21 protein-coding genes are annotated in these 26,996 nt (G+C 54.6%); 9 read left to right on the forward strand and 12 right to left on the reverse strand.

Annotated elements, in window-relative coordinates:
- Positions 1-67: 67 nt before the first annotated feature.
- Together glpK and P9J57_RS00885 are read right to left on the reverse strand one after the other, a co-directional pair.
- Positions 68-1,579, reverse strand: a complete 1,512-nt coding sequence (gene glpK / locus P9J57_RS00880; protein ID WP_014594886.1) for a glycerol kinase GlpK — start codon at positions 1,577-1,579, stop codon at positions 68-70.
- Positions 1,580-1,609: 30 nt separating this feature from the next.
- The gene (locus P9J57_RS00885; protein ID WP_013027695.1) at positions 1,610-2,458 is read right to left on the reverse strand and encodes an MIP/aquaporin family protein; all 849 of its coding nucleotides are present in this window, start codon (positions 2,456-2,458) and stop codon (positions 1,610-1,612) included.
- Between the two features lie 417 nt (positions 2,459-2,875).
- Here P9J57_RS00885 and zapB point away from each other — a divergent pair, with 417 nt between their 5' ends.
- Positions 2,876-3,115 carry a cell division protein ZapB gene (gene zapB, locus P9J57_RS00890; protein ID WP_014594885.1) on the forward strand — a complete coding sequence of 80 codons (240 nt, stop codon included), beginning with the start codon at positions 2,876-2,878 and terminating at the stop codon, positions 3,113-3,115.
- A gap of 53 nt (positions 3,116-3,168) precedes the next feature.
- On the opposite strand, the gene rraA is transcribed toward zapB, so the two are convergent.
- The 6 genes from rraA to priA all read right to left on the reverse strand — a co-directional run bounded on the left by rraA (position 3,169) and on the right by priA (position 10,284).
- A complete protein-coding gene (gene rraA / locus P9J57_RS00895; protein ID WP_013027693.1) occupies positions 3,169-3,654 on the reverse strand; it encodes a ribonuclease E activity regulator RraA in 486 nt (161 codons plus the stop codon).
- Positions 3,655-3,815: 161 nt separating this feature from the next.
- Positions 3,816-5,153 carry an HslU--HslV peptidase ATPase subunit gene (hslU, locus tag P9J57_RS00900; protein ID WP_013027692.1) on the reverse strand — a complete coding sequence of 446 codons (1,338 nt, stop codon included), beginning with the start codon at positions 5,151-5,153 and terminating at the stop codon, positions 3,816-3,818.
- A 10-nt stretch (positions 5,154-5,163) separates the two neighbouring features.
- A complete protein-coding gene (gene hslV, locus P9J57_RS00905) occupies positions 5,164-5,694 on the reverse strand; it encodes an ATP-dependent protease subunit HslV (protein ID WP_024471414.1) in 531 nt (176 codons plus the stop codon).
- Between the two features lie 88 nt (positions 5,695-5,782).
- Positions 5,783-6,733, reverse strand: a complete 951-nt coding sequence (gene ftsN, locus P9J57_RS00910; protein ID WP_105077799.1) for a cell division protein FtsN — start codon at positions 6,731-6,733, stop codon at positions 5,783-5,785.
- 153 nt (positions 6,734-6,886) lie between these two features.
- Entirely contained in the window at positions 6,887-7,924 is a 1,038-nt protein-coding gene (gene cytR / locus P9J57_RS00915) for a DNA-binding transcriptional regulator CytR (protein WP_014604768.1), read from the reverse strand.
- A gap of 164 nt (positions 7,925-8,088) precedes the next feature.
- Positions 8,089-10,284 carry a primosomal protein N' gene (gene priA, locus P9J57_RS00920; protein WP_483279367.1) on the reverse strand — a complete coding sequence of 732 codons (2,196 nt, stop codon included), beginning with the start codon at positions 10,282-10,284 and terminating at the stop codon, positions 8,089-8,091.
- Between the two features lie 225 nt (positions 10,285-10,509).
- On the opposite strand from priA, the gene rpmE reads away from it, so the two are divergent.
- On the forward strand, positions 10,510-10,725 hold the full coding sequence (gene rpmE, locus P9J57_RS00925) for a 50S ribosomal protein L31 (protein ID WP_006121308.1): 216 nt from the start codon (positions 10,510-10,512) through the stop codon (positions 10,723-10,725).
- Positions 10,726-10,797: 72 nt separating this feature from the next.
- Here rpmE and metJ read toward each other — a convergent pair whose 3' ends face one another.
- Positions 10,798-11,115 carry a met regulon transcriptional regulator MetJ gene (gene metJ, locus P9J57_RS00930; RefSeq protein WP_013027687.1) on the reverse strand — a complete coding sequence of 106 codons (318 nt, stop codon included), beginning with the start codon at positions 11,113-11,115 and terminating at the stop codon, positions 10,798-10,800.
- A gap of 271 nt (positions 11,116-11,386) precedes the next feature.
- Between metJ and metB the strand changes: the two genes are divergently transcribed.
- From metB to metF, 3 genes are all read left to right on the forward strand, one after another.
- On the forward strand, positions 11,387-12,547 hold the full coding sequence (metB, locus tag P9J57_RS00935; protein ID WP_013027686.1) for a cystathionine gamma-synthase: 1,161 nt from the start codon (positions 11,387-11,389) through the stop codon (positions 12,545-12,547).
- Positions 12,548-12,549: 2 nt separating this feature from the next.
- Positions 12,550-14,985, forward strand: coding sequence for a bifunctional aspartate kinase/homoserine dehydrogenase II (locus P9J57_RS00940; protein WP_015699320.1), 2,436 nt, complete (start codon positions 12,550-12,552; stop codon positions 14,983-14,985).
- A 208-nt stretch (positions 14,986-15,193) separates the two neighbouring features.
- Positions 15,194-16,090 carry a methylenetetrahydrofolate reductase gene (gene metF, locus P9J57_RS00945; RefSeq protein ID WP_014604771.1) on the forward strand — a complete coding sequence of 299 codons (897 nt, stop codon included), beginning with the start codon at positions 15,194-15,196 and terminating at the stop codon, positions 16,088-16,090.
- Positions 16,091-16,183: 93 nt separating this feature from the next.
- Here metF and P9J57_RS00950 read toward each other — a convergent pair whose 3' ends face one another.
- The 3 genes from P9J57_RS00950 to argE form a co-directional block, all read right to left on the reverse strand.
- The gene (locus P9J57_RS00950; protein ID WP_014594876.1) at positions 16,184-17,818 is read right to left on the reverse strand and encodes a methyl-accepting chemotaxis protein; all 1,635 of its coding nucleotides are present in this window, start codon (positions 17,816-17,818) and stop codon (positions 16,184-16,186) included.
- Positions 17,819-18,180: 362 nt separating this feature from the next.
- Positions 18,181-20,829, reverse strand: a complete 2,649-nt coding sequence (gene ppc / locus P9J57_RS00955; protein WP_013027682.1) for a phosphoenolpyruvate carboxylase — start codon at positions 20,827-20,829, stop codon at positions 18,181-18,183.
- A 350-nt stretch (positions 20,830-21,179) separates the two neighbouring features.
- Positions 21,180-22,328, reverse strand: a complete 1,149-nt coding sequence (gene argE, locus P9J57_RS00960; protein ID WP_013027681.1) for an acetylornithine deacetylase — start codon at positions 22,326-22,328, stop codon at positions 21,180-21,182.
- 168 nt (positions 22,329-22,496) lie between these two features.
- Between argE and argC the strand changes: the two genes are divergently transcribed.
- The 4 genes from argC to argH all read left to right on the forward strand — a co-directional run bounded on the left by argC (position 22,497) and on the right by argH (position 26,996).
- The gene (gene argC / locus P9J57_RS00965; protein WP_014594874.1) at positions 22,497-23,501 is read left to right on the forward strand and encodes an N-acetyl-gamma-glutamyl-phosphate reductase; all 1,005 of its coding nucleotides are present in this window, start codon (positions 22,497-22,499) and stop codon (positions 23,499-23,501) included.
- Between the two features lie 14 nt (positions 23,502-23,515).
- Complete coding sequence (gene argB / locus P9J57_RS00970) at positions 23,516-24,292, forward strand: acetylglutamate kinase (protein ID WP_013027679.1); 777 nt, start codon at positions 23,516-23,518, stop codon at positions 24,290-24,292.
- 24 nt (positions 24,293-24,316) lie between these two features.
- Positions 24,317-25,534, forward strand: coding sequence for an argininosuccinate synthase (locus tag P9J57_RS00975; protein ID WP_013027678.1), 1,218 nt, complete (start codon positions 24,317-24,319; stop codon positions 25,532-25,534).
- A gap of 88 nt (positions 25,535-25,622) precedes the next feature.
- Positions 25,623-26,996, forward strand: a complete 1,374-nt coding sequence (gene argH, locus P9J57_RS00980; protein ID WP_014594873.1) for an argininosuccinate lyase — start codon at positions 25,623-25,625, stop codon at positions 26,994-26,996.

A 26,996-nucleotide genomic window follows, 5' to 3' on the forward strand; every position in this document is an offset into this window, starting at 1 on the left:
GCAGTGTAGCGGAGGGAGAAGGCGGGGAAAAGGCCCGTGACGGAGGAGGTCACGGGCGCAGTGCGGATTACTCTTGTTCTTCCCACGCTTGCGCGCGCGCGACAGCTTTCTTCCAGCCGGCATAACGGACGTTACGCTCTGTGGTTTCAAGTGTTGGACGGAATTCGCGCTCAATCACGGCTTTGGCACGGACTTCTTCCAGATCCTGCCAGAAACCTACCGCCAGACCTGCCAGGTACGCGGCACCCAGCGCAGTGACTTCACGCACTTCAGGTCGCTCAACGCGTGTGCCAAGAATGTCTGACTGGAACTGCATCAGGAAGTTGTTAGCCACTGCTCCTCCGTCCACACGCAGAGCCTGCAGGCGCGTGTTGGCATCATTCTGCATGGCTTCCAGGACATCACGTGTTTGATAAGCGATGGACTCCAGCGTTGCACGGATGATGTGGTTCGCATTCGCACCACGTGTCAGGCCGAACAGCGCGCCACGTGCATAGGGATCCCAGTAAGGTGCACCCAGGCCAGTAAAGGCAGGAACCATATATACACCGTTTGAATCTTTCACTTTCATCGCGAAGTATTCTGAGTCAGCCGAATCGCTGATCAGCTTCATCTCATCGCGTAACCACTGAATGGCCGCGCCGCCGATAAAGACCGCCCCTTCCAGTGCATAGTTGACTTCACCACGTGGCCCACAGGCGATAGTGGTCAGCAGGCCGTGCGTTGAGGTGACAGCTTCGGTACCGGTGTTCATCAGCATAAAGCAGCCGGTGCCGTAGGTGTTTTTCGCCATACCCGGCTGAACGCACAGCTGACCATACAGCGCAGCCTGCTGGTCGCCTGCGATACCCGCGATAGGAATACGCGTACCGCCTTTACCACCAATGTTTGTCTGACCATACACTTCAGACGAAGATTTCACTTCTGGCAGCATCGCACGCGGGATATCCAGGATTTCCAGCATGCGCTCATCCCACTCAAGCTTGTGGATGTTGAACAGCATGGTACGTGAGGCGTTGGTGTAATCGGTGATGTGCACGCGCCCCTGGGTCATTTTCCACACCAGCCAGGTGTCGACTGTACCAAACAGCAGTTCGCCACGTTTTGCACGCTCGCGCGCGCCTTCTACGTTATCCAGGATCCACTTAACTTTGGTGCCAGAAAAGTAAGGGTTAATCACCAGACCGGTGGTGTGCTGGATATACTCTTCCAGTCCCTCTTTCTTCAGCTTATTACAGTAGTCAGCAGTACGGGGATCCTGCCAGACGATGGCATTATAGACTGGCTTACCGGTTTCTTTATCCCAGACGATCGCGGTTTCACGCTGGTTAGTAATCCCAATCGCCGCGATTTCATCTGAGCGAATATCAGCATGTGCCAGCACTTCAACCAGCGTAGAACTCTGTGATGCCCAGATATCCATTGGGTCATGCTCTACCCAGCCCGCTTTCGGATAGATTTGGGTAAATTCGCGTTGCGATACCGCCACAATGTTAGCGTCGTGATCCAGCACCACAGCACGTGAACTGGTTGTGCCCTGATCGAGAGCGACGATGTATTTTTTATCGGTGGTAGTCATAAATTCATTCCTGATGATAAAAAGTGGAACTTACGCTTTACGTTCATGCGCGGACGCAATCGGTTTGTCACTGGTCGGTGGGGAAATCACCGCACCGGGTAAATGGCGGCCAATCAGGGCGCGATAACCAAAGGCTCCCAGGCAAGCACCAACCAGTGGGCCAAAAATTGGCACAAGGAAATACGGAATCTGATGACCGCCAGTGAAGGCAACGGTGCCCCAGCCAGCCAGCCACTCGAAGACTTTCGGTCCGAAGTCACGTGCCGGGTTCAGGGCAAAGCCGGTCAATGGGCCCATAGAGCCACCAATAACGGCAACCAGCAGGCCAATCAGCAGCGGTGCCATCGGGCCACGCGGGACGCCATTGCCATCGTCGGTCAGTGCCATAATCACGGACATCAGGACTGCAGTGATCACCATTTCAACCAGGAAGGCCTGACCTACGCTAATTTGCGGATTCGGATAGGTAGAAAAAATGCCCGCCAGGCTCAGGCTTTCAACTGAACCCCGCACCATGTTATGACTTTGTTCGAAATTGATAAACAAGCTGTAGTAAAGTCCGTAGACCAGCGCCGCGCCACAGAAAGCACCGGCCACCTGAGACAGAATATAAGGAAGGACTTTACGGCCTTCGAAATTGGCGAACAGGCAGAGTGCGACAGTCACTGCCGGGTTGAGATGGGCACCTGACACACCTGCGCTGAGGTAGACCGCCATAGAAACGGCCAGCCCCCAGACGATACAGATTTCCCATTGGCCAAAAGTGGCACCAGCCAGCTTAAGCGCGGCAACGCAACCCGCGCCAAAAAACAGGATCAAACCGGTACCCAGAAATTCGGCAATACACTGACCTTTGAGTGTGGTTGTAGTCTGACTCATGATAGTTGTTCCTGAAGCGAGGTTAAATTTTATCAGTTTTTGTTCTCATTCCGTGAGTCACCCATCTTTGATGTAGGGCTGTTGTTAATTTATCGTTAACGAGCATAAACGAGAAATAGCGAAATCGATTTTTGTGTAGTGTGTCAAAAAAATGCGCGTTTTCGCGTGTTTTGATTTTCCTTAAGCGCCATTCGGGCCGTTTTCCTCCGCGTGATACCGGCTTCGCTATGCAAACAGGTGGGAAAGGAACATTTTAGGGATAGGCTGAAAAATGTTACTGACGGCGGTCTGCAGGCCCGCGTTGCTGGACTTGCGTGATGAGGCTACATACAATCGGGACAACGTTGCTGGTAAACGCCTTGTGTGCGAAAGCTGGCATCATCAACGCCTTGCAAGATTTTAGGAGAGGTCAGAAAGATGTCATTTGAAGTGTTTGAGAAACTGGAAGCAAAAGTACAGCAGGCGATTGATACTATCACCCTGCTGCAAATGGAAATTGAAGAGCTGAAAGAGCAGAACAACAACCTGCGTCACGACGCGCAGAATGCTGCTGGCAACCATGAAGCACTGATGCGCGAAAATCAGCATCTGAAAGAGGAGCAGCATGTCTGGCAAGAACGCCTGCGTGCGCTGTTGGGAAAAATGGAAGAGGTATAAGCCTCAACTAATGCGAAAAACGGGTGCCTGGCACCCGTTTTCGTTCGCTGACATTATTCAATGTCGAGCGGATCTTCCGATAAAATCATCCCGGTGTTATCCGCATAGAGATGGTCGCCAGAGAAGAAGGTGACGCCGCCGAAATTCACGCGCACATCGCTTTCGCCAATGCCTTCACCGGCCGCGCCTGCCGGAATAGCGGCGATAGCCTGAATGCCGATTTCCAGTTCTTCCAGTTCGTCTACCTGACGTACCGAACCGTAAACCACGATGCCTTCCCACTCATTCTGCGCTGCCAGTCGGGCAAGCTGCGCATCAACTAAAGCGCGGCGTACTGAGCCACCGCCATCAATCAGCAACACGCGGCCACGACCGTTCTCTTCCAGCAGATCGTAAAGCAGCCCGTTGTCTTCAAAACATTTCACTGTGGTTATCTGACCGCCGAATGAGGTCCGCCCACCGAAATTTGAGAAAAGCGGTTCAACAACGTTCACTTCTTCGTGGTAGATGTCGCAGAGTTCAGAAGTATCGTATTTCATAAGGGTTTCGTCTGTTTGCCACAGGAGCGCTAAGTATATCGCTTTATGCCAATTGTTGGCAAAATCATCAGCGGTAAAAAACCGGTACCGCATCAAGCGCATGCAGAAAAAAGCCCAGCCAAACTGGCCGGGCTTTGATACAGCACATAGACAGGTGAACGTTACAGGATGAAGCGGCTCAGGTCTTCGTCTGCAACCAGCTCATCCAGATGTTTACCCACATATTCGGCATCAATGGTGACGGATTCACCGCTCCGATCGCTGGCATCATAGGAAATATCTTCCATCAGACGTTCCAGCACGGTATGCAAGCGACGCGCACCGATGTTTTCTGTGGTTTCGTTGACCTGCCATGCGGCTTCCGCGATTCGACGAATACCATCGTCAGTAAAGTGAATGTTCACGCCTTCGGTATTCATCAGCGCTTTGTACTGCACTGTGACTGAAGCATTAGGTTCGGTCAGGATGCGCTCGAAATCATTCACCGTCAGGGCCTGGAGTTCAACACGGATCGGTAAACGACCCTGTAGCTCAGGAATCAAATCGGACGGGCTGGCAACCTGGAACGCACCTGAGGCGATAAACAGAATATGGTCAGTCTTGACCATGCCGTGCTTGGTCGACACGGTGCAGCCTTCTACCAGTGGCAGCAGGTCGCGCTGAACGCCTTCGCGTGAGACGTCCGGGCCGCCCGCGTTTTGTCCGCCGCGCTTACAGATTTTGTCTATCTCATCGATGAACACGATGCCGTGCTGTTCTACCGCATCAATGGCATCCTGCTTCAGCTCTTCCGGATTCACCAGCTTAGCGGCTTCTTCTTCAATCAACAGCTTAAAGGCTTCTTTGATTTTCAGCTTGCGCGGTTTCTGTTTCTGCCCGCCCAGGTTCTGGAACATGGACTGCAGCTGGCTGGTCATCTCTTCCATGCCCGGCGGTGCCATGATTTCAACGCCAGGGCCTGTTGCGGCTAAATCGATCTCAATTTCTTTATCGTCGAGCTGGCCTTCACGCAGCTTCTTGCGGAAAGACTGACGTGCAGATGAAGGCTCGCTGGTTTGTTCAGCCTGTCCCCAGTTATTTTTCGCCGGTGGGATAAGCACATCAAGAATGCGCTCTTCCGCCATTTCTTCTGCGCGATATTTGTTCTTCTCAATGGCCTGGCTGCGCACCATTTTGATCGCGGAGTCCGTCAGGTCACGAATAATGGAGTCGACTTCTTTGCCGACATAGCCCACTTCGGTAAACTTGGTGGCTTCAACTTTGATGAACGGCGCGTTGGCCAGTTTTGCCAGACGGCGAGCAATTTCTGTTTTACCCACACCGGTTGGGCCGATCATGAGAATATTTTTAGGGGTCACTTCGTGACGCAGCTCTTCGTCAAGCTGCATACGGCGCCAGCGGTTACGCAGGGCAATAGCCACGGCGCGCTTAGCGCTGTCCTGGCCAATAATAAAGCGGTTCAGCTCGCTGACGATTTCGCGTGGAGTCATCTCAGACATGTTTAGATCCTTACGACTTGGACGTTAATTCTTCGAAATTAACGTTGTGGTTGGTGTAGATGCAAATATCGCCAGCGATATTCAGCGATTTCTCAACGATGTCGCGCGCACCTAATTCAGAATTTTCTAACAGGGCACGGGCAGCGGCCTGGGCATAGGGACCGCCAGAACCGATAGCAATAAGGTCGTTTTCAGGCTGGATGACGTCACCATTACCGCTGATGATCAGCGATGCCGATTCGTCCGCCACCGCCAGTAGCGCTTCCAGGCGGCGTAACATTCTGTCGGTGCGCCAGTCTTTCGCCAGCTCAACGGCCGCTTTCACCAAATGGCCCTGATGCATTTCAAGTTTGCGTTCGAAGAGTTCAAACAGGGTAAAGGCATCTGCAGTGCCGCCAGCAAAGCCAGCAATCACTTTATCGTTGTAAAGACGACGCACTTTTTTGACGTTGCCTTTCATTACGGTATTACCGAGCGTAGCCTGGCCATCGCCGCCAATCACTACCTGGCCGTTGCGTCGAACACTTACTATTGTTGTCACGGGCAGACCCCTTTTACTGTCGGAAAAAAGCTCCGCGCCCAGGGCGCGGAGGATCATGCAGACAGATATGGGGCAGATTTGACGGGTTTCAACCCCCAACGGCGAGCGGGATGCAGCCGGAATGTCCTGAAGCGCGCAGACGTTTCAGCGTGCTGTCTGCGCTGGCGCGGTCTTTGAAGGGCCCTACCACGACACGATTCCATCCGCCGCCGGAGGTCAGACGGCTTTCAAACCCTTCAAACGCCAGCGCGGCGCGCACTGATTCAGCCTGCTCTGTTCCCTTAAACGAACCACACTGAACCATCCAGCGTTGCGAGGCTGCTTTTTCAGCCGGTTTCGCTTTGGCGGTGTCCTGTGTTTTAGGCTGAGCAGTAGGTTCACGCGTAACAGGCGCGGGTTGTGTCTGCTGCACACTCTGCTGTTGCTGAGTATGCTGCTCCTGACGCTGCTGCTGTATTTGTTGCTGACGTTGCTGCTGCTGTTGTGCCTGCTGCTGACGTTGCTGCGACTGCAATTGCTGTTGCTGTTGCTGGAGCTGTTGCTGTCGCTGAAGTTGCTGTACCTGCTGCTGATGCTGCAGCGTTTGCTGGCGTTGAGCTGGCGTCTGCTCGTTCCACGGCACTTCATTTAATTGGGTGGGTTGCTGACGCATATCCGCCTGCATTTGCTCAAGCAGCTGGCGTTGCTCATCGGTCAGTTGCGTATGTGACTGCACTTCGCCACCGGAGGTAGGCTCGCTTGGGGTCGGCACAGTGACCTGACGGTTTTCCAGCTCTTTGATGTATTTCCAGCGTTCTTCAGGCTTTGGCGGTAAGCCATTCCCGTTGGCTTTATGATCCGTAATAACCGGCACGTCTTCTTTCTTGTGGTGCGCCAGGAACCATAAACCACCGGCAAAGGTCACCAATACAGCAACCGCCAGTACAATCATTAATTTAGAGGTGCCTGAACCGCTTTTTGTTTTTTTGCCACGGCTTGGGCTTTTCTTGCGACGCGTCCCTGTTGAACGCCCGCGGCCTACATAATCTTTTTGTGCCACTCTCGTCCTGATACCCTTGAAAATATGATGCCACGTAGGCGAATCCGTTGTTACCACACGCCCGGCAAGGAGCCCGCCATGTTACTTAAGGGCCGGAACTTTGACCAGCAATGATAGCCCTAAGAATCCCCTGAAAATAGCGGAACTTTTCGCTTATCTCTCATCCTTTTTTGCCAAAGTTGTGCTACCACGCACCACCAGTTCGGCATCCAGCAGCGTTGAACCGTTATGAATGCTATTACCCTGTAATTCATTCAGTAACAGCCGCACGGCTTCGCAACCTATCTCAAAACAGGGCTGTTTCACCGTGGTGAGCGGTGGCTCGCAGTAACGCGAGAGTTCAATATCGTCGAACCCCACGACCGACAGGTCTTCCGGTATGCGCAGGCCCAACCGTTTTGCCTGGCTGATAGCGCCGATGGCCATGATATCGCTATGACAAAACAGGGCTCGTGGCGGCTGTGGTAAAGCCAATAGCTGATTTATGGCATCAACGCCGGATTCAAAGGTGAAGTCACCCCGAACGATATAAGTGGGATCCACGCTGATGCCGCTGCGACGTAAGGCCTGCACATAACCCTGCAGGCGGTACTGGCACAGTGCAACGTCTTCCGGTCCGGTCAGGCAGGCAATGCGTTTATGACCCAACTGCAGCAGGTGATTGACCGCGACAAACGAGGCCGTCAGGTTATCGATATTGACGGTGGGTAACGACATTTCTGGCGAGAACTCAATCGCCATCACCATCGGCGGAAGATTGCGCTGCTCTTCAGGACTCACATCAAAGGGTAACTGCGCGCCCAGCAGCACGATGCCATCGATCTGCCGGGTCAGCATCAGGTTTAAAAACGTCCACTCCTGCGGTTTTTGGTGTGCGCAGTCGCCGATAAGCACCAGATAACCAGCCTTTGAGGCGGCGACTTCAACGCCGCGGATAATTTCACTGAAGAAGGGATCGCAAATATTGGGGACGATCAGCAGCAGCGTCTGCGTGTCATTGCGTCTGGCATGGCGGGACATGCTCTGGGCGGCATAGCCGACGTCAGCCACGGCCTGTTCGACTTTCTGACGCGTGGCCGAAGAGACTTTTTCCGGGTTCATGAGTGCACGCGACACGGTAGCGGTCGAGACGCCGGCTTTTTCTGCGACGTCTTTCATCGTGGCGGCAGCCGACGGTTGATTCTGATCCAACACATGCTCCTGATGCGTAATCGCGCATTCAACGTTCGTATTGTCTGAGGTAAAAACAGGCCAGGCACCATTGTTATCGATTGCGATGCCGGGCCGTTACTTAATTTGCATAAAAATTGTGACTTATGCGACGTTTTTCGATCCCTCTCACAACCTGCCCGGGCCTAGCTTTCGGTAGGATCCACGTCCAGCGTCCACTTTACCTTGCGCGAGGCCGGTAAAGTGCCAGTCAGCGGTAACGAACTACTCAGCAGTTGTTGCAGACGTTTGCGTGACGGATGCTGCACCAGCAACTGCCAGCGCCAGCGACCGCTCCGCTTTGGCTGCAGAGCAGGCAGTGGCCCCATGAACCACATTGCCGTGTCGTTAAGCGGGCTGGCTTCCAGCATATTACGCAGCTGTTGCAGAAATTCTGCAGCCTGATGGTTGTCCATGTCCTCCGCACGAAACAGCGCATGATGTGTCCACGGAGGGAGAAAAACCGACTGGCGCTCCAACAGCGTTTGATGGGCAAAAGCGAAGTAGCCCTGGTGGAGCAGCGTTTGCAGAAGCGGATGCTCAGGATGGTGTGTTTGCAGCAAGACTTCGCCTTGCTTACCGGCCCGACCGGCGCGGCCGGCAACCTGAGTATAAAGCTGAGCGAAGCGTTCTGCGGCACGGAAGTCAGCGGAAAACAAGGCACCGTCGACGTCCAGCAGTGACACCAGCGTCACATCAGGAAAATGATGCCCTTTTGCCAGCATCTGGGTTCCCACAAGAATACGCGCGCCGCCGCGATGGACATCCGCCAGATGCTGCTCCAGCGCGCCTTTGCGGCTAGTGGTATCCCGGTCGATGCGCGAGACCGGCACACCGGGAAATAACGTGCCTAGCTGCTGCTCAAGCTGTTCCGTCCCTACGCCCACCGGTAACAGGTGAGTTGAACCACATTGTGGACACTGGTTGGGCAGCGGCCGCTGGCTGTCACAATGGTGGCAGCGCAACTGACGATGATGTTGATGCAGAGTGTAATAGCGATCGCAGCGCTGGCATTCGGCAATCCAGCCGCAGTCGTGGCAGAGCAGCGCAGGTGAAAAACCACGGCGGTTCAGGAACAGCAACACCTGGTTATCTGCTTTCAGATGCTGGCGCATTTTGAAGATCAGGGCAGGCGCCAGGCCGCCTGTCAGCTGTACGCCTTTCAAATCGATTAGCTGCTGCAGAGCGGGTTTAGCGTTACCCGCTCGTTTCATCAGGTCGAGCTGACGGTATTTGCCGTTACGCACGTTGTGCAGGCTTTCCAGCGCCGGGGTCGCGGAACCCATGATGACAGGAATATTCTCTTCATGGGCGCGAAACACGGCCAGATCGCGAGCCTGATAGCGCCAGCCTTCCTGCTGCTTATAAGAACTGTCGTGCTCTTCGTCGATAATAATGACGCCCGGACGCGCCATAGGGGTAAACAGGGCCGAGCGAGTGCCGATGATGATGGCATTCTCTCCTCTGCGCGCCCGTAGCCAGACAGAAAGGCGTTCGCTGTCATTCAGCGCTGAGTGCAGCACATCAACCGGCGCATCAAAACGTTCGCGGAAACGGGCAATGGTTTGTGGCGTCAGGCCGATTTCGGGCACCAGCACCAGGGCCTGTTTTCCTCTGGCCAGGACGTTTTCCAGCACGCTGAGATAAACTTCAGTCTTGCCTGATCCGGTAATTCCCGCCAGTAGCCAGGCCGCATAATGCTCATCTTCACTGCGCATCGCCCCGACTGCCGTCGCCTGATCGGTATTGAGGCGCAGGCGTTCACCTTTGACCGCGAAGCTGCTGCGCCAGTCATGCCTGTGTGGCTGATGCTCATGTAATTCGCATAACCCTTTGGCACGCAGCGCCTGCATGGCGGCATCGGTGAGATCGTGCTCAGTGACTTCATGACGATAAAGCGGCCGCTGTCGCAGCGTTGCAAGCCCTTGCTGCTGTTTGGGGGCCCGCTTCAGGCTCTCGGGGGCAGTAGCCCGGCCCTGCTCGGTAATTTCCCAACGCCATAAGGGATTATCCTGGGCAGGTTTACCTTGTCTGAGCAGCACCGGTAGCGCATGGCTCAGTACCTCGCCGAGAGGTGAATGATAGTAGTTCGCCGCCCAGTGGAGAATGCGCCACAGAGACGGGGGAAAGAGCGACTCGCTGTCCAGTACCGATATCACCTGTTTGAGCTGGGTCGCGGGCAGGTCGCTGGTGTCAGGTAATGCCACCACGATACCGGTCATTTTTCGGTTACCAAAAGGCACGATCACCCGACCGCCAATGACCGGCTGCACGCCGACAGGAGGCAGGTAGTCAAACAGGCGAGGAAGGGGAACGGGCAGGGCAACCTGAACAACGGGCATAACAGTCTCTTTCCGGTTCATCTAGCAGGGCGGTTAGTGTACACGCTGACGCACACGGCGTGTATCTCAGGCGACATTTGCAGCATTAAACATTAGCCTGTATAATATGCCGCCTTCGGTAAGAAAGACCTTGCCGGAGTTCACCATTAATGTTCAATCGCGTGTGGTGCTGCGCAGGTTCACGTCCTGGCGCGGAGAGCGACACGGCCTTATATGAGGTTTCCCATGAAACAAGGTATTCACCCAAAATACGAAGCAGTTACCATCAACTGTACTTGCGGTAACGTGATTCACACTCGCTCTACGCTGACTCACGAACTGAACCTGGACGTTTGTGGTAAGTGCCACCCGTTCTACACCGGTAAGCAGCGTGAAGTTGCAACTGGTGGCCGCGTTGACCGCTTCAACAAGCGTTTCAGCGTGCCAGGCACCAAAAAATAAGAAACGGCATTCGAACATCTGTTCGGCGGCAAGAAAAACCCAGCTCAGGCTGGGTTTTTTTATGTCTGAAAATCAGTATTCCCAGGTATCCGGGTCGATGCCCATGTCACGCATAATTTTTTTCGCGGCTTCCGGTATTTCGTCGTTACGTTCTTTACGCAGGTCGACATCATTAGGTAACGGTTGTCCGGTAAAAGCATGCAAGAAGGCTTCGCACAGGAGTTCACTGTTTGTCGCGTGGCGCAGGTTGTTAACCTGACGACGTGTCCGTTCGTCTGTCAGAATTTTCAGCACGCTTAACGGAATTGATACCGTGATTTTTTTAACCTGTTCGCTCTTTTTGCCGTGCTCAGCGTACGGGCTGATATATTCGCCGTTCCATTCAGCCATGGGATACCTTAATCAATAAAAGTTAAAAGTTACGAAATCAGCCGATTATGCCTGATTTTCTTCTACCTGACCCCTTCTCTGGCGGGTTTCTTCGTTCAACGCACAGTGCTAATGGAGTTGAACGCCAGGTATGGGCGCATAATTTTAGCGGTTATTGCGACGATGCTCAATCTATACGCAAAGACATTTGGATGTCCAGATGTATTGACGTCTAAAAGCAAGATGATATCCTGTTGGCAAATTATTTCATACTTCAGGAACAGTTAGCCCTATGACGCGTAAACAGGCAACCATCGCAGTGCGCAGCGGTTTGAATGACGACGAGCAATACGGCTGCGTTGTCCCGCCCATCCACCTTTCCAGCACCTATAACTTCCATGATTTCAATGAGCCCCGTGCGCATGACTATTCCCGTCGTGGTAACCCCACGCGTGATGTGGTGCAGCGTGCCCTGGCAGAGCTGGAAGGCGGAGCGGGAGCGGTGCTAACCAATACCGGCATGTCCGCGATTCATCTGGTGACAACCGTGTTCCTGAAGCCTGGCGATCTGCTGGTTGCGCCGCACGACTGTTATGGCGGCAGCTATCGGCTGTTCGACAGTCTGAGTAAGCGGGGCGCTTACCGGGTGAAGTTTGTCGATCAGGGTGATAAAGCTGCGCTGCAGGCGGCACTGGATGAGAAGCCTAAACTGGTGCTGGTTGAAAGCCCCAGTAACCCGCTATTGCGCGTGGTGGATATCGCCGCCATTTGCGCAGCGGCGCGTGCGGCGGGCGCCGTGAGCGTCGTGGACAACACCTTTATGAGTCCGGCACTGCAAAATCCTCTGGCACTGGGTGCGGATCTGGTCATTCACTCCTGTACCAAATACCTGAATGGCCACTCTGACGTGGTAGCCGGTGCCGTGATTGCTAAAGATCCGCAGGCGGCGACCGATTTAGCCTGGTGGGCCAATAATATTGGGGTCACCGGCTCCGCTTTTGACAGCTATCTGCTGCTGCGCGGAATGCGCACGCTGGGCCCACGTATGGCCGCTGCGCAACGTAATGCGTTAGCCATTGTTGATTATCTCAAGCAACAGCCGCTGGTGAAAACGTTGTATCATCCTTCACTGCCGGAAAACGCGGGACATGAATTCGCTGCACGCCAGCAGCGTGGATTCGGTGCCATGCTCAGTTTTGAGCTGGACGGCGATGAAGCCCGGTTGCGCCGTTTCCTCAAAGCGCTTGAGTTGTTCACGTTGGCGGAATCGTTGGGCGGCGTTGAAAGCTTGATTTCACACACGGCGACCATGACCCATGCAGGTATGTCTGCAGAGGCCCGGGCCGCAGCAGGCATCTCTGAAACATTGCTACGTATTTCAGTAGGTATTGAAGACCACGAAGATTTAATTGCCGATTTGGATAATGCATTCCGGATCGCAGCCGAGGATTGATGATGACGAGTTCAGCTGGCGCAGGAACGCCAAACAACAGACAGCTCCACAAGTTTGGTGGCAGCAGCCTTGCAGATGCACGCTGCTACCAGCGTGTCGCCAGCATTATGGCGGATTACAGCCAGCCAGGTGACATGATGGTCGTATCGGCCGCGGGCTCGACGACCAATCAGCTGATTAGCTGGCTGAAGCTGAGCCAGAGCGACCGACTGTCCGCACATCAGGTGCAGCAGACATTACGTCGCTATCAGAGTGAGCTCATCAGTGCACTGTTACCTGCCGAAATAGCCGAACCCTTAATTACTGCCTTTATTCGCGACCTCGAAAAACTGGCGGCGTTACTGGATGGTGACGTCACAGAAGCGGTCTATGCGGAAGTGGTGGGCCATGGTGAGATCTGGTCTGCACGTTTAATGTCAGCGGTGCTGAACCAGCAGGATCTTCATGCCTGCTGGCTGGATGCACGCGATTTTCTGCGCGCGGAACGGGCCGCCCAGCCGCAGGTAGATGAAGGCAAATCCTGGCCGTTGTTACAAACGCTGCTGGCCCAGCATCCGCATAAACGCATCGTGGTAACCGGCTTTATCTGCGGCAATGACGCGGGCGAAACGGTACTGCTGGGGCGTAACGGTTCTGACTACTCTGCCACGCAGATTGGTGCGCTGGCAGGTGTGGGACGTGTGACGATCTGGAGCGATGTGGCGGGCGTTTACAGTGCCGATCCCCGCAAAGTCTCTGATGCCTGTCTGCTGCCCTTGCTGCGCCTGGATGAGGCCAGTGAGCTGGCGCGTCTGGCAGCCCCGGTACTGCATACCCGCACCTTACAGCCGGTCTCGGGCAGCGATATTGATTTGCAGTTACGCTGCAGCTATCAGCCGGAACAGGGCTCTACCCGTATCGAGCGCGTCCTCGCGTCCGGTACGGGCGCCCGCATCGTCACCAGCCACGACGACGTGTGCCTGGTAGAGATCCAACTTCCTGAGCAGCACGATTTTACGCTGTTTCAAAAAGAGATCGACCAGCTGCTGACGCGCGCGCAGATGCGTCCGCTGGCGATGGGCATTCATCCCGATCGTCAGCTGCTGCAACTGTGCTACACCTCTGAAGTGGTGAACAGTGCCTTTACTTTATTGCAGGACGCCGGCTTACCTGGACATTTGCAGTTACGTGAAGGTTTAGCGCTGGTCGCGCTGGTTGGCGCTGGCGTCACGCGCAACCCGTTGCACACGCACCGTTTCTGGCAGCAGCTAAAAGATCAGCCGGTCGAATTTATCAGCCAGTCGCCAGAGCACATTAGCGTGGTTGCGGTGCTGCGCGTTGGCCCTACTCAGCATCTCATTCAGGGGTTGCACAGTTCCCTGTTTCGGGCAGAAAAGCGCATTGGCCTGATGTTGTTTGGCAAGGGCAACATCGGTTCTCGCTGGCTGGAGTTGTTTGCCCGCGAGCAGGAAACGTTGTCGGCGCGCACCGGTTTCGAGTTTGTGCTAGCGGGCGTGGTGGACAGCCAACGCAGCCTGCTGAGCTATGAAGGTCTGGACGCCAGTCGCGCACTGGCATTCTTTGACGATGAAGCGGAAGCGCGCGATGAAGAGTCGCTGTTTCTGTGGATGCGTGCGCACCCTTACGATGATCTGGTTGTGCTGGATGTGACGGCCAGTAAGCCGCTGGCACAGCAATATCTTGATTTTGCCAGCCATGGGTTTCATGTCATCAGCGCCAATAAAGTGGCGGGAGCATCGGATACGCAAACCTGGCGCGAGATTCGGGATGCCTTTGAAAAAACCGGCCGCCACTGGTTGTATAACGCCACCGTGGGCGCAGGTCTGCCGATAAACCATACGGTGCGCGATTTACGGGAAAGCGGCGACACGATTTTGTCGATCAGCGGTATTTTCTCCGGAACGCTGTCCTGGCTGTTTCTGCAATTTGATGGCACGGTGCCCTTTACCGAGCTGGTGGATCAGGCGTGGCAGCAGGGATTGACGGAACCGGATCCTCGCGTCGATCTGTCGGGTCAGGACGTGATGCGCAAACTGGTGATTCTGGCACGTGAAGCAGGCTATAACATCGAGCCGGATCAGGTGCGCGTCGAGTCGCTGGTGCCGCAGAGCTGCGAAGATGAATCAATAGATCACTTTTTCGAGAATGGCGACGAGCTTAATGAGCAGATGCTGCAACGGCTTGAAGCCGCGCAGGAGATGGGGCTGGTGCTGCGCTATGTTGCGCGCTTCGATGCTAACGGCAAAGCACGTGTTGGCGTCGAAGCGGTACGTCCGGAGCATCCTCTGGCCGCCTTACTGCCTTGTGACAACGTGTTTGCCATCGACAGCCGTTGGTATCGCGATAATCCGCTGGTGATCCGCGGACCTGGTGCAGGCCGGGACGTTACCGCCGGCGCTATCCAGTCTGATATTAATCGCCTTGCCCGACTCCTCTGACGTTGCTTTTCTCCAGGCGCTTCGGCGCCTGTCCTGCCCTAACATCCTCATATAAAAAGCCCTTTCACATCGACTGAATATTTGTCACTTCCTGGGATGATTTATCAGTTGACGCTTGCGGGAAAATGGTTCACTTTGAGTGTCTGGACGTCTAAACGTATAGGTGTTTACAGGTTAACAGATAACCGATGTGGGCGGAGGTAGCAGGATGAGTTTCTTTCATGCCAATCAGCGCGAGGCGCTCAATCAGAGCCTGGCAGAGCTAAACGGGCGAATTAGTGTCTCTTTTGAGTTTTTCCCGCCGCGCACCAGTGAAATGGAAGAAACGCTGTGGAACTCCATCCATCGTCTGAGCAGCCTGAAGCCCAGTTTTGTCTCTGTAACCTACGGGGCGAACTCGGGTGAGCGTGACCGCACACACAGCATCATTAAAGGCATTAAAGAACGTACGGGGCTCGAAGCTGCGCCGCATCTGACCTGTATTGACGCTACCCGGGATGAGCTGCAAGCCATTGCACAGGATTACTGGAATAACGGTATTCGCCATATCGTGGCGCTGCGTGGCGATCTGCCACCCAATAGCGGTAAGCCGGAAATGTACGGCAGCGATCTCGTTTCGCTGCTTAAAGAGGTCGGTGACTTCGATATCTCCGTCGCGGCCTATCCGGAAGTCCACCCCGAAGCAAAAAGTGCCCAGGCTGACCTGATTAACCTGAAACGTAAAATTGATGCTGGCGCTAACCGTGCCATTACCCAGTTCTTCTTTGATGTTGAAAGCTATCTGCGTTTTCGTGATCGCTGCGTTTCCACCGGCATTGATGTTGAGATCGTGCCGGGCATTTTGCCGGTATCAAATTTCAAACAGCTGCAGCGTTTTGCCGCCCTGACCAATGTACGCGTTCCGGGCTGGATGAATGCCATGTTTGCAGGGCTGGATGAGGATCCTGAAACGCGCAAAATGGTGGGGGCGAACATCGCCATGGACATGGTGAAAATCCTGTCGCGTGAGGGCGTAAAAGATTTTCATTTCTATACTCTGAACCGGGCAGAAATGAGCTATGCCATTTGTCATACCTTAGGTGTGCGTCCGGGAATTGCCGCCTGAAGATGGCCATAAAAAAACCGACGTGTCCGCGTCGGTTCTGAATGTCTCATCCATTGCATATACAGGGCTGACAGCAGCCTGATGTGCCACGCATTAAAAATGTGTCCAGCCTTCATGGGTCAAGGGTTGAGCCGGTTTCACTCGCGAGGGGTTTTTGAGCGTCGGTACGCTATGCACCTGCTGTGTCGTGTTATTAAAGCGAAAGACTGAGACCGCCTGCAGCAGCTGTCGTGCCTGTTCCCGGAGGCTGTTCGCGGCCGAGGCGGATTCTTCCACTAATGCGGCGTTTTGCTGTGTGGCGCTGTCCATCTCGGTTACCGCGATGCCCACCTGTTCTACGCCTCTGGCCTGCTCGGCGCTGGCTGAGGTAATTTCCTCAACGGTATCACTCAGGTGACCTACAGCCGTGACGATGCTCTGCATCGTCGCGGTGGCATGTGCAACCAGTTCGTCACCTTGCCCCACGCTGCGGGCGTTGGCGTCAATTAACTGGCGAATTTCACCTGCGGCCGTGCTGCTACGTTGCGCCAGGGTTCTGACCTCGCTGGCAACCACCGCAAAACCTTTACCGTGTTCGCCCGCGCGCGCGGCTTCTACTGCTGCGTTCAGCGCGAGAATATTGGTCTGGAAGGCAATACTGTCAATAACGGCGGTGATGTCGGCGATTTTCCCTGAGCTGTCTTTAATGGTGCGCATCGTGCTGGTAATCGCTGCCGTGGCATCATTGCCTTCGTTGGCGACATTACGCACATTGACCGCAAGCTGACTGGCCTGCTGCGCATTGCTGGCGTTATTTTTCACCGTCATGCCAAGCTGCGTCATGGTGGCTGCCGTCTGCTCCAGCGCGCTGGCCTGCTCTTCGGTTCTCTGTGACAGGTCGGCATTTCCCTGCGCTATCTGACTACTGGCAGAGGCGACGCTTTCCGCATTGGATCTCACCAGGCTGACCGTTTGAACCAGTGCCTCCTGCATCTCCCGGATTGCCACCAGCAGTTTGCCGGTTTCATCGGTGTGAGTGACCTGCACAGGCTCGCTGAGGTCACCTTTTGCCACGCGCTGTGCGGCAATCAGGGCCTGATTAAGGGGCCGGGTGATGCTGCGCGTAATAAGCCAGGCAGACAATCCCGCCAGAAATAGCGCAACGGCACCGGCGCCCGCCAGTAAACGCAACGCATTGGTTCGATCGCTATGGGAAGTTTGCTCTGCAACCTGCATCCGCGCTTCCTGGTGATCTTTTAATGCCTGAAGGGAGGCTATATAGCCCGTTTGAATGTTGTCTCCCGAGGCCTGTAACAGCTGGTCGGCCTCCTCTTTTTTACCTTGCTGAGCAAGTGCAACGACCTTATCCATTAGCGGCAGAAAAAGCGCCGCGTGAGACTGGATGTTGGAAAAAAGTTGTCTGCCAGTGACGGAGGCAACCTCTTTATCCAGCACCTGCATCAGGCTGTCGGCCTGGCTTCTGACCTGCTGATAGCTGTTAAGCGCTTTTTCTGTTTTTGCCGGATCCGGCTGGAGTACGGCAATGCGCGCCAGACGACTCATATCTTGCGCATAAAATGACAGCATGGCCGATTCGGATGCCTTGGCGTAAAGGCCCCCGGCGATCTCACTGTTAGCGTCGGCCAGAGAACGTGTTTTGGTAATACCGATCAGGACCATGAAAATGACAAGCATACCCATGAAGCCAAAAGCCGCCACGAGCCGTATTCCTATTCTGATGTTATTCATACTGTTACCCTGATGTTAATGATAAGCACGAAGGCCTCACTGCCTTCTGTCAGTGTGGTTTGTGAATCAGTGTGTGGCTTTTTAACGATCAATCCGGGTGATTTTTGACCCGTATAAAGAGTAACGACCACAAAGGCATAAGGTTTATAGGCTAACTGTAATCAAACTGTAATAATTTCTGAGGTAATGCACTTGACCAGATGAAATGGTCTTAAGGACGCTGTGGGTGAAGGGGTAAAACATTAGATAAAACAGCAGGCAATCATCAGAGGGTGCGTATTTGAGACGGGCAAACTCACCCGAGCGCGGGTGGGTTAAGGACGGCCGCACAGGCTGAGCGGACCGTCCTGACGAGAATGGACTTAACCCGTGTTACGCATGCCAGCAGCGACACCGGCAATCGTCACCATCAGCGCCTGTTCGACGCGCGCATCCGGTTCGTCACCGCGGGCTTCTTGAGCACGTGAACGGTGAAGCAGTTCAGCCTGCAGTACGTTCAGGGGATCGGTATACACGTTGCGCAGGGCAATGGATTCGGCAATCCACGGCTGATCCGCCATCAGGTGTGAATCGTTGGCGATGGTCAGCACGGCTTTGATATCGGCATCCAGCTGGTCACGCAGCTGTTGACCTAATGGCCACAAGGATTTATCCACTAGCCGTTGGTCGTAATATTCCGCCAGCCACAGGTCTGCTTTAGAGAACACCATCTCCAGCATACCGAGGCGGGTTGAGAAAAACGGCCAGTCGCGACACATCGCTTCGAGCTGATCCTGATGGCCTGCCAGCATCGCCTGCTGCAGCGCCGCACCTGCACCCAGCCATGCCGGGAGCATCAGACGGTTTTGGGTCCAGGCGAAGATCCAGGGAATGGCGCGCAGGGATTCCACACCGCCGGTAGGACGGCGTTTGGCCGGGCGTGAACCCAGTGGCAGCTTGCCCAGTTCCTGCTCTGGGGTGGCTGAACGGAAGTAGGGCACAAAGTCGGCGTTTTCGCGCACGTAGCCCCGGTACATCGCACAGGAATCCGCAGAAAGCTGATTCATAATACTGCGCCATTCCGGTTTAGGTTCCGGCGGTGGCATCAGGTTAGCTTCCAGTATCGCACCGGTATAGAGCGACAGGCTGGCGATAGTCACTTCCGGTAAACCGTATTTAAAGCGGATCATTTCGCCCTGCTCGGTAACGCGCAGGCCGCCCTTCAGGCTGCCTGGCGGCTGAGACAGCAGCGCAGCATGTGCCGGCGCGCCGCCGCGACCGATAGTACCGCCACGTCCGTGGAACAAGGTCAGTGACACTCCGGCTTTTTCGCAGGTTTTAATCAGCGCATCCTGCGCCTGATACTGCGCCCAACTGGCCGCCATGACGCCGGCATCTTTCGCCGAGTCGGAATAGCCAATCATGACCATCTGTTTGCCCTGAATAAAGCCGCGATACCAGTCAATGTTGAGCAACTTGCTCATCACATCGTTGGCATTGTTGAGGTCATCAAGCGTTTCAAACAGCGGTGCAACCGGCATCGCAAAAGGTATACCGGCTTCTTTCAGTAACAGGTGGACGGCCAGCACATCCGACGGCGTTTTTGCCATCGAAATCACATAGGCGGCGATAGAGCCCTGAGGCGCTTCCGCTACCACTTTGCAGGTTTCCAGCACTTCGCGGGTTTCATCGCTCGGTTCCCAGCTGCGCGGCAGTAAAGGGCGCTTAGAGTTCAGCTCGCGGATGAGGAACGCTTGCTTGTCGGCTTCTGACCAGCTCTCATAATCGCCCAGCCCAAGGTAGCGGGTAATCTCTGCAATGGCTTCGGTGTGACGGGTGCTTTCCTGACGAACATCAATGCGGACCAGCGGCACGCCGAAGCATTTGACGCGGCGCAGCGTATCCAGCAGTTGGCCGTTGGCAATGATGCTCATGCCACACTGCTGCAGGGATTGATAGATCGCATACAGCGGGTCCCAAAGCTGAGCGTTAGAGACCAGTAGGTCAGCCGGACGTGGTAAACGTTCGCCTTTGAGGCGACGTTCCAGATAAGCCTGCGTGCTCATTAGCTGGCTGCGCAGACGCTTCAAAATCACGCGATAAGGTTCGAGCGCTTCAGGATCGCCACTGAGATCGGCCACTTCCTGACTGCATTCAGACATCGACAGTTCTGAAATCAGTACGCCAATGTCACGCAGGAACAGGTCGGTGGCTTTCCAGCGGCTGAGCTGCATGACGTGGCGGGTGATGGAGGCCGTGACATTGGGGTTGCCGTCACGGTCACCGCCCATCCAGGAGGTAAACTGCACCGGAACGAAATCGACCGGCAGCTTAATGCCAAACGTCTCTTCTACCTGTTCATTCAGCTCACGCAGAAACGCAGGTACGCCTTCCCACAGGCTGTTTTCAACGACGGCAAAGCCCCATTTGGCTTCATCCACGGGCGTAGGACGGTATTTACGGATCTCATCCGTATGCCAGGCCTGAGCGACCAGTTGGCGCAGGCGGCGCATAATCTGGTTACGCTCGTAGTCAGAAATATCGCTGTGATCGAGCTGTTCAAGACAGCTGTTAACTTCGCCCAGTTTATGAATCAGCGTACGACGCGTAATTTCTGTGGGATGGGCGGTCAACACCAGTTCCAGCGACAGGGATTCAATCGCCGCGTGAATAGCACTTTCACTAAGATTGTTTTGTTTGAGCGTTTCGAAGGTCTTTTTTAACAACTCGGGATGATTCGCGCCATCGCCGCTACGGGAAATGGTTTGATACTGTTCAGCCACGTTAGTGAGGTTCAGGAACTGACTGAAAGCACGTGCGACGGGCAACAACTCGTCATTTGACAGGTTCTGCAGCGTATTCAGCAACGCCTTACGATGCGTGTCATTGCCAGCACGGGATGATTTAGACAGCTTACGGATGGTTTCCACCTGGTCCAGGATGTTCTCTCCCAGCGCATCCTTAATCGTATCCCCGAGCAGTTTGCCGAGCATACTGACATTACTTCGCATTGCGGAATATTGTTCGTTCATGTGACCCTGACACCCTTATCGTCTTGATAAACCTCTATACCCGGTCTTTTCAGGCAGCACAAAAGCCAGCAACGTTGTCCTCTCGGTACTGCCCGAGGTTCTTCAGTTGCTGCCTGTCGCAAGCTGAATAAAGTGGGATGATTGCCCCGTAGGTATAACATCGTCTTTTATCTAGCCACGTAATCATCCGTTCGTCAATTGACTTAAAGTGAAGGAAACATGCAGCTAACTGCTGGAAATTCATGGAATTTGATAGGGGAGAAGCGGGATAAGTTATTCTTATTATCAAATCCCGCAGAATGGCGGGGCATTTTGCTGTTAATTCAGTGAAATGCCCCGATTAATGATAATTAGTGACAGAAATGCTGCACAACCTGGCTTATCAGCGCACGGGTAGGCTTAATAAATGCGGTATCGATAAACTCGTCTGGCTGGTGCGCCTGATTGATCGATCCTGGGCCCAGTACCAGGGTTGGGCAGAGTTGCTGAATAAAAGGTGCTTCAGTGCAGTAATTCACCACTTCCGTCTGAATCCCCAGCAGCGTTTCTACCACTTTAACCAGTTCATGATCAGCGGGGCACTCGTAGCCGGGAATCGGTGGATGCAGTTCTTCAATGGTGATCCGTCCCGGCCAGCGTTCGCTTACCGGTGCCAGTGCTTCATTTAGCAGCCCGTCGAGATCGCTCAGCGTAAGGCCCGGCAGGGGCCGGATATCCATATGCAATTCGCAGCAGGCACAGATACGGTTTGCCGCATCGCCGCCGTGAATATGACCAAAGTTCATGGTCGGATAGGGGATGGCAAAGCCATCGTGGTGGTAACGTGATTTGAGTGTGTTACGCAACTGCATGAGTTCGGTAATCGACTCATGCATTAGCTCAATGGCATTGACGCCGCGTCCGGGATCGCTGGAGTGGCCCGATTGTCCCTGAATGCGAATCGCATTAGATATATGGCCTTTGTGCGCCCGCACCGGCTTTAGCGAGGTCGGTTCGCCAATAATGGCGCAGTCGGGGCGAAGCTGGGTGGACTCTGCAAAATATTTCGCACCTGCCATCGTGGTTTCTTCATCGGCGGTCGCCAAAATGTACAGCGGCTTACTCAGGGTTGTCACATCCACATCACGTAGCGTGTCCAGAATAAACGCAAAGAAGCCTTTCATATCGGCGGTGCCCAGACCGTACAGCTTGTTGTCATGTTCGGTCAGGGTAAAGGGATCGCGAGTCCAGCGACCATCATCGAACGGAACGGTATCGGTATGCCCGGCAAGCAGCAGGCCGCCCGCGCCGTTTCCGGTGCGCGCCAGCATATTAAATTTATGACGTGTTCCGGGTACGGGCTGTACTTCCACAGCAAAACCCAGGTCGCGGAACCAGCCAGCCAGTAAATTGATTAAAGTTTCATTGCTCTGATCGAGTGCGGCATCGGTTGCGCTGATTGACGGCGTAGCGATCAACTGGCGGTATAGTTCGATAAAAGGCGGTAATTTTGTCTTCACTGTTGACGGTCCTTGAGTTAGGATGTATCAATATTCATGCATTAATAGTGAATAAAAATACATTAACGTCGTGTGCATGTGAACCTTAAATCGCTGCAAACGACATCGTGGGCAACGGGGCAAGGCCGCGACCCGGAACGTGTGACTGTAATAAAGGTATACAGCCTGATGTTGAATACGCTGATCGTTGGTGCCAGTGGTTACGCTGGCGTAGAGCTTGCCACCTTCCTTAATCGCCATCCACATATCAACATAACCGCTTTGGCGGTATCTGCGCAAAGTCCCGATGCGGGCAAGCGCCTGTCCGATCTTCATCCACAGCTGAAAGGCGTGGTGGATTTGCCGCTGCAGCCGTTGAGTGATGCCGCCGAATGGGCAGACAAAGTGGATGTGGTGTTTCTGGCGACCGCCCACGAAGTCAGCCATGACCTGGCCCCTGAATTTCTAAAAGCCGGTTGTGTGGTGTTCGATCTGTCAGGCGCGTTTCGCGTCAACGATGGCGATTTTTACACCCAGTTTTATGGCTTTACGCATCAGCACGGTGACTGGCTGGATAAAGCCGTTTACGGTCTTGCTGAGTTCCAGCAGGAAAAAATTAAAGAAGCACAGCTGGTGGCCGTACCGGGCTGCTATCCCACTGCCTCCCAGCTGGCGTTGAAGCCCGTGTTAGATGCGGGTTTGCTGAATGACGCGCAGTGGCCGGTAATTAACGCCACCAGCGGCGTGAGTGGGGCGGGGCGCAAAGCGAATGTCGGCACCAGCTTCTGCGAAGTCAGCCTGCAACCTTACGGTATTTTTAATCATCGTCATCATCCTGAGATTGTGGCGCACCTGGGAACGCCGGTGATTTTCACCCCGCACCTGGGCAGTTTTCCGCGTGGGATTCTGGCGACCGTTACCTGCCGCCTGAAGGCCGGCGTAAGCCGTGATGATGTTGCTGAAGCTTTTCATAACGCCTACCACGATAAGCCGCTGGTACGCGTGTACGAACAGGGCGTGCCGGCTCTGAAAGCGGTTGTCGGGCTACCCTACTGCGATATCGGGTTCGCCGTTCAGGGCGAACACCTGATTGTGGTGGCTGCAGAAGATAACCTGCTCAAAGGCGCGGCCTCCCAGGCGGTGCAGTGCCTTAATATTCGTTTCGGTTTCCCTGAAACGCAGTCACTGATTTAACGGACGAGTAAACCATGACCAATCCATTGATTATCAAGCTGGGCGGTGTGCTGTTAGACAGCGAAGAAGCGCTGGCCCGTTTATTTGACGCGCTGCTGGCCTATCGCTCCGCGCATCAGCGCCCGTTGATCGTCGTTCACGGCGGCGGCTGTCTGGTCGATGAACTGATGAAAAAACTGGCGCTGCCGGTGCAGAAAAAGAACGGCTTACGCGTTACGCCTGCCGACCAGATCGACATTATTACCGGCGCACTGGCGGGTACCGCGAACAAAACCCTGCTGGCCTGGGCGAAAAAATATGGCATTCACGCGGTAGGCCTTTGCCTGGGCGATGCAGGCCTGGTTAATGTCACGCAGCTGGATGAAGCACTCGGTCATGTGGGCCACGCCACGCCGGGTAATCCCGCGTTGGTCAATACATTGCTTGCGGCGGGTTATATGCCTGTTGTCAGCTCAATTGGCATTACCGATGACGGCCAGTTAATGAACGTCAATGCGGATCAGGCCGCCACGGCGCTGGCATCAACGCTGGGTGCTGATTTAGTCTTGTTATCGGATGTCAGTGGCATTCTCGATGGCAAAGGCCAGCGCATTGCAGAGATGACGGCTGACAAAGCTGAACAGTTGATTGCGCAGGGCATCATCACCGATGGCATGATTGTGAAAGTGAACGCAGCGCTGGATGCTGCGCGCACGCTGGGCCGCCCGGTTGATATCGCCAGCTGGCGTCATGCCGAGCAACTGCCCGACCTTTTTAACGGTGTGTCCATTGGCACCCGGATTCTCGCTTAACGTCTCAGATTCAAGGATTACGAAATGCAAACGCAAAACATCAAAAAAATCGTTCTGGCTTACTCTGGTGGTCTGGATACTTCCGCCATTATTCCCTGGCTGAAAGAAAACTATGGCGGCTGTGAAGTGGTCGCGTTTGTGGCTGATATCGGCCAGGAACGTAGCGATCTGGAAGGCGTTGAGAAGAAAGCGCTGCAGTCGGGTGCATCAGAATGCCACGTGGTTGATCTGCGTGAAGAGTTTATCAGCGACTACGTTTATCCGGTGCTGCAGACCGGTGCGCTGTATGAAGGAACTTACCTACTGGGCACCTCCATGGCGCGTCCTATCATCGCTAAAGCGCAGGTTGAGCTGGCGCTGAAAGTCGGTGCTGATGCCCTGTGCCACGGTGCGACCGGTAAAGGGAATGACCAGGTACGTTTTGAAACCACTTACACCGCGCTGGCACCCCAGCTGAAAGTGGTTGCGCCATGGCGCGAATGGAACCTGCGTTCACGTGAAGCGCTGCTGGATTATCTGAAAGAGCGCAATATCCCGACCACCGCTTCGCTGGAAAAAATCTACAGCCGTGATGAAAACGCCTGGCATATTTCTACCGAAGGCGGCGTGCTGGAGAGCCCGTCTAATGCGCCGAATAAAGATTGCTGGGTCTGGACCGTTGATCCGCTGGAAGCCCCGGATCAGCCTGAAGACGTGACGGTAACCGTTGAAAAAGGGCGCGTTGTCGCGGTGAACGGCGAGAAACTGAGCCCGTTCCAGTGTCTGGAAAAGTTGAACGTGCTGGGTGCTAAACACGGCGTAGGTCGTATCGATATCGTTGAAAACCGTCTGGTGGGCATTAAATCACGCGGCTGTTACGAAACTCCCGGCGGCACCATCATGGTTAACGCACTGCGTGCGGTTGAGCAACTGGTTCTGGATCGCGACAGCTTCAAATGGCGTGAGCAGCTGGGCCATGAAATGTCCTATGTGGTTTACGATGGTCGCTGGTTTGCACCGCTGCGTAAGTCTATCCAGGCGGCGGCAGAGTCGCTGGCAGAAGAAGTCAACGGTGAAGTGGTCCTGCAACTCTACAAAGGCCAGGCCACGGCGACGCAGAAGCGTTCAGCCAACAGCCTGTATTCCGAAGAGTTTGCAACCTTCGGCGAAGACGAAGTTTACGATCATCGTCATGCCGGCGGCTTTATCCGTCTGTTCTCACTCTCTTCACGTATTCGTGCATTGAACGAGCAGAAGAAGTAATCGCAGGCGAGGATCGCCTCGCCTCTCAGTATGACCTCAGGGGCGGCTTTCAGGCCGCCCCTGGTTTAACGACTTGAAGGAGATTCACATGGCACTTTGGGGTGGACGCTTTACCCAGGCAGCAGATCAACGTTTCAAACAGTTCAACGACTCGCTGCGTTTTGATTACCGCCTGGCTGAGCAGGACATCATTGGCTCAGTGGCCTGGTCCAAAGCGCTGGTGACGGTAAATGTTCTGACCGGTGATGAGCAGCAGCAGCTGGAAGCCGCATTGAATGCATTGCTGGAAGAGGTTCGTGCCAATCCTGAGCAAATTCTGCAAAGTGATGCCGAAGATATTCACAGCTGGGTTGAAGGCCAGTTGATCGAGAAAGTCGGCGCGCTGGGCAAAAAACTGCACACCGGCCGTAGCCGTAATGACCAGGTAGCCACCGACCTGAAGCTGTGGTGTAAGGAGCAGGTCGCCGCACTGCTGGGGGCCACACGTGAGCTGCAGCAGGCGCTGGTCGCCACCGCCGAAGTGAACCAGGACGCGGTGATGCCGGGCTATACGCATTTGCAGCGGGCGCAGCCGGTGACCTTTGCGCATTGGTGCCTCGCCTATGTTGAAATGCTGGCGCGCGATGAAAGCCGTTTGCAGGATACGTTGAAGCGTCTTGATGTTAGCCCACTGGGTTGTGGCGCGCTGGCAGGAACGGCGTATGACATCGATCGTGAGCAGCTGGCTGGCTGGTTAGGTTTTGCTTCTGCCACGCGTAACAGCCTGGACACCGTGTCCGATCGTGACCATGTTCTGGAACTGCTCTCGGATGCGTCAATCGGTATGGTACATCTGTCGCGCTTTGCTGAAGACATGATTTTCTTTAACACAGGCGAAGCCGGCTTTATCGAACTCTCAGATAAAGTCACCTCGGGTTCATCCCTGATGCCACAGAAGAAAAACCCGGATGCGCTGGAGCTGATTCGCGGCAAGTGTGGCCGTGTACAGGGCGCGTTAACCGGAATGATGATGACGCTGAAAGGTCTGCCGCTCGCCTACAACAAAGACATGCAGGAAGACAAAGAAGGGCTGTTCGACGCGCTGGATACCTGGCTGGACTGCCTGCACATGTCGGTTCTTGTCCTGGATGGCCTGCAGGTGAAACGTCCTCGCTGCCAGGAAGCGGCAGAGCAGGGCTACGCTAACTCAACCGAGCTGGCTGACTACCTCGTTGCCAAAGGCGTGCCGTTCCGTGAGGCTCACCACATTGTCGGTGAAACGGTCGTTGAAGCGATAAAACAGGGCGTTGCGCTGGAAGCGCTGACGCTGGCGCAGTTAAAGCAGTTTAGTAGCGTGATAGAGGACGATGTCTATCCTGTTCTGGCCCTAAAATCCTGTCTGGATAAGCGTAATGCGCAGGGTGGGGTTTCGCCCGGTCAGGTTGCCCGTGCTATCGCGGATGCCAAAACACGCTTAGCGTAA

This window comes from Pantoea sp. nfd-35 (assembly GCF_056892255.1).

Coding starts and splice junctions, on each gene's coding strand:
- P9J57_RS00940 (WP_015699320.1), top strand. CDS start 12,550: ATGACGAGTTCAGCTGGCGCAGGAACGCCAAACAACAGACAGCTCCAC.
- ppc (WP_013027682.1), bottom strand. CDS start 20,829: ATGAACGAACAATATTCCGCAATGCGAAGTAATGTCAGTATGCTCGGC.
- zapB (WP_014594885.1), top strand. CDS start 2,876: ATGTCATTTGAAGTGTTTGAGAAACTGGAAGCAAAAGTACAGCAGGCG.
- argC (WP_014594874.1), top strand. CDS start 22,497: ATGTTGAATACGCTGATCGTTGGTGCCAGTGGTTACGCTGGCGTAGAG.
- hslU (WP_013027692.1), bottom strand. CDS start 5,153: ATGTCTGAGATGACTCCACGCGAAATCGTCAGCGAGCTGAACCGCTTT.
- rpmE (WP_006121308.1), top strand. CDS start 10,510: ATGAAACAAGGTATTCACCCAAAATACGAAGCAGTTACCATCAACTGT.
- metB (WP_013027686.1), top strand. CDS start 11,387: ATGACGCGTAAACAGGCAACCATCGCAGTGCGCAGCGGTTTGAATGAC.
- rraA (WP_013027693.1), bottom strand. CDS start 3,654: ATGAAATACGATACTTCTGAACTCTGCGACATCTACCACGAAGAAGTG.
- priA (WP_483279367.1), bottom strand. CDS start 10,284: ATGCCCGTTGTTCAGGTTGCCCTGCCCGTTCCCCTTCCTCGCCTGTTT.
- metJ (WP_013027687.1), bottom strand. CDS start 11,115: ATGGCTGAATGGAACGGCGAATATATCAGCCCGTACGCTGAGCACGGC.
- argH (WP_014594873.1), top strand. CDS start 25,623: ATGGCACTTTGGGGTGGACGCTTTACCCAGGCAGCAGATCAACGTTTC.
- P9J57_RS00885 (WP_013027695.1), bottom strand. CDS start 2,458: ATGAGTCAGACTACAACCACACTCAAAGGTCAGTGTATTGCCGAATTT.
- P9J57_RS00950 (WP_014594876.1), bottom strand. CDS start 17,818: ATGAATAACATCAGAATAGGAATACGGCTCGTGGCGGCTTTTGGCTTC.
- glpK (WP_014594886.1), bottom strand. CDS start 1,579: ATGACTACCACCGATAAAAAATACATCGTCGCTCTCGATCAGGGCACA.
- P9J57_RS00975 (WP_013027678.1), top strand. CDS start 24,317: ATGCAAACGCAAAACATCAAAAAAATCGTTCTGGCTTACTCTGGTGGT.
- metF (WP_014604771.1), top strand. CDS start 15,194: ATGAGTTTCTTTCATGCCAATCAGCGCGAGGCGCTCAATCAGAGCCTG.
- argB (WP_013027679.1), top strand. CDS start 23,516: ATGACCAATCCATTGATTATCAAGCTGGGCGGTGTGCTGTTAGACAGC.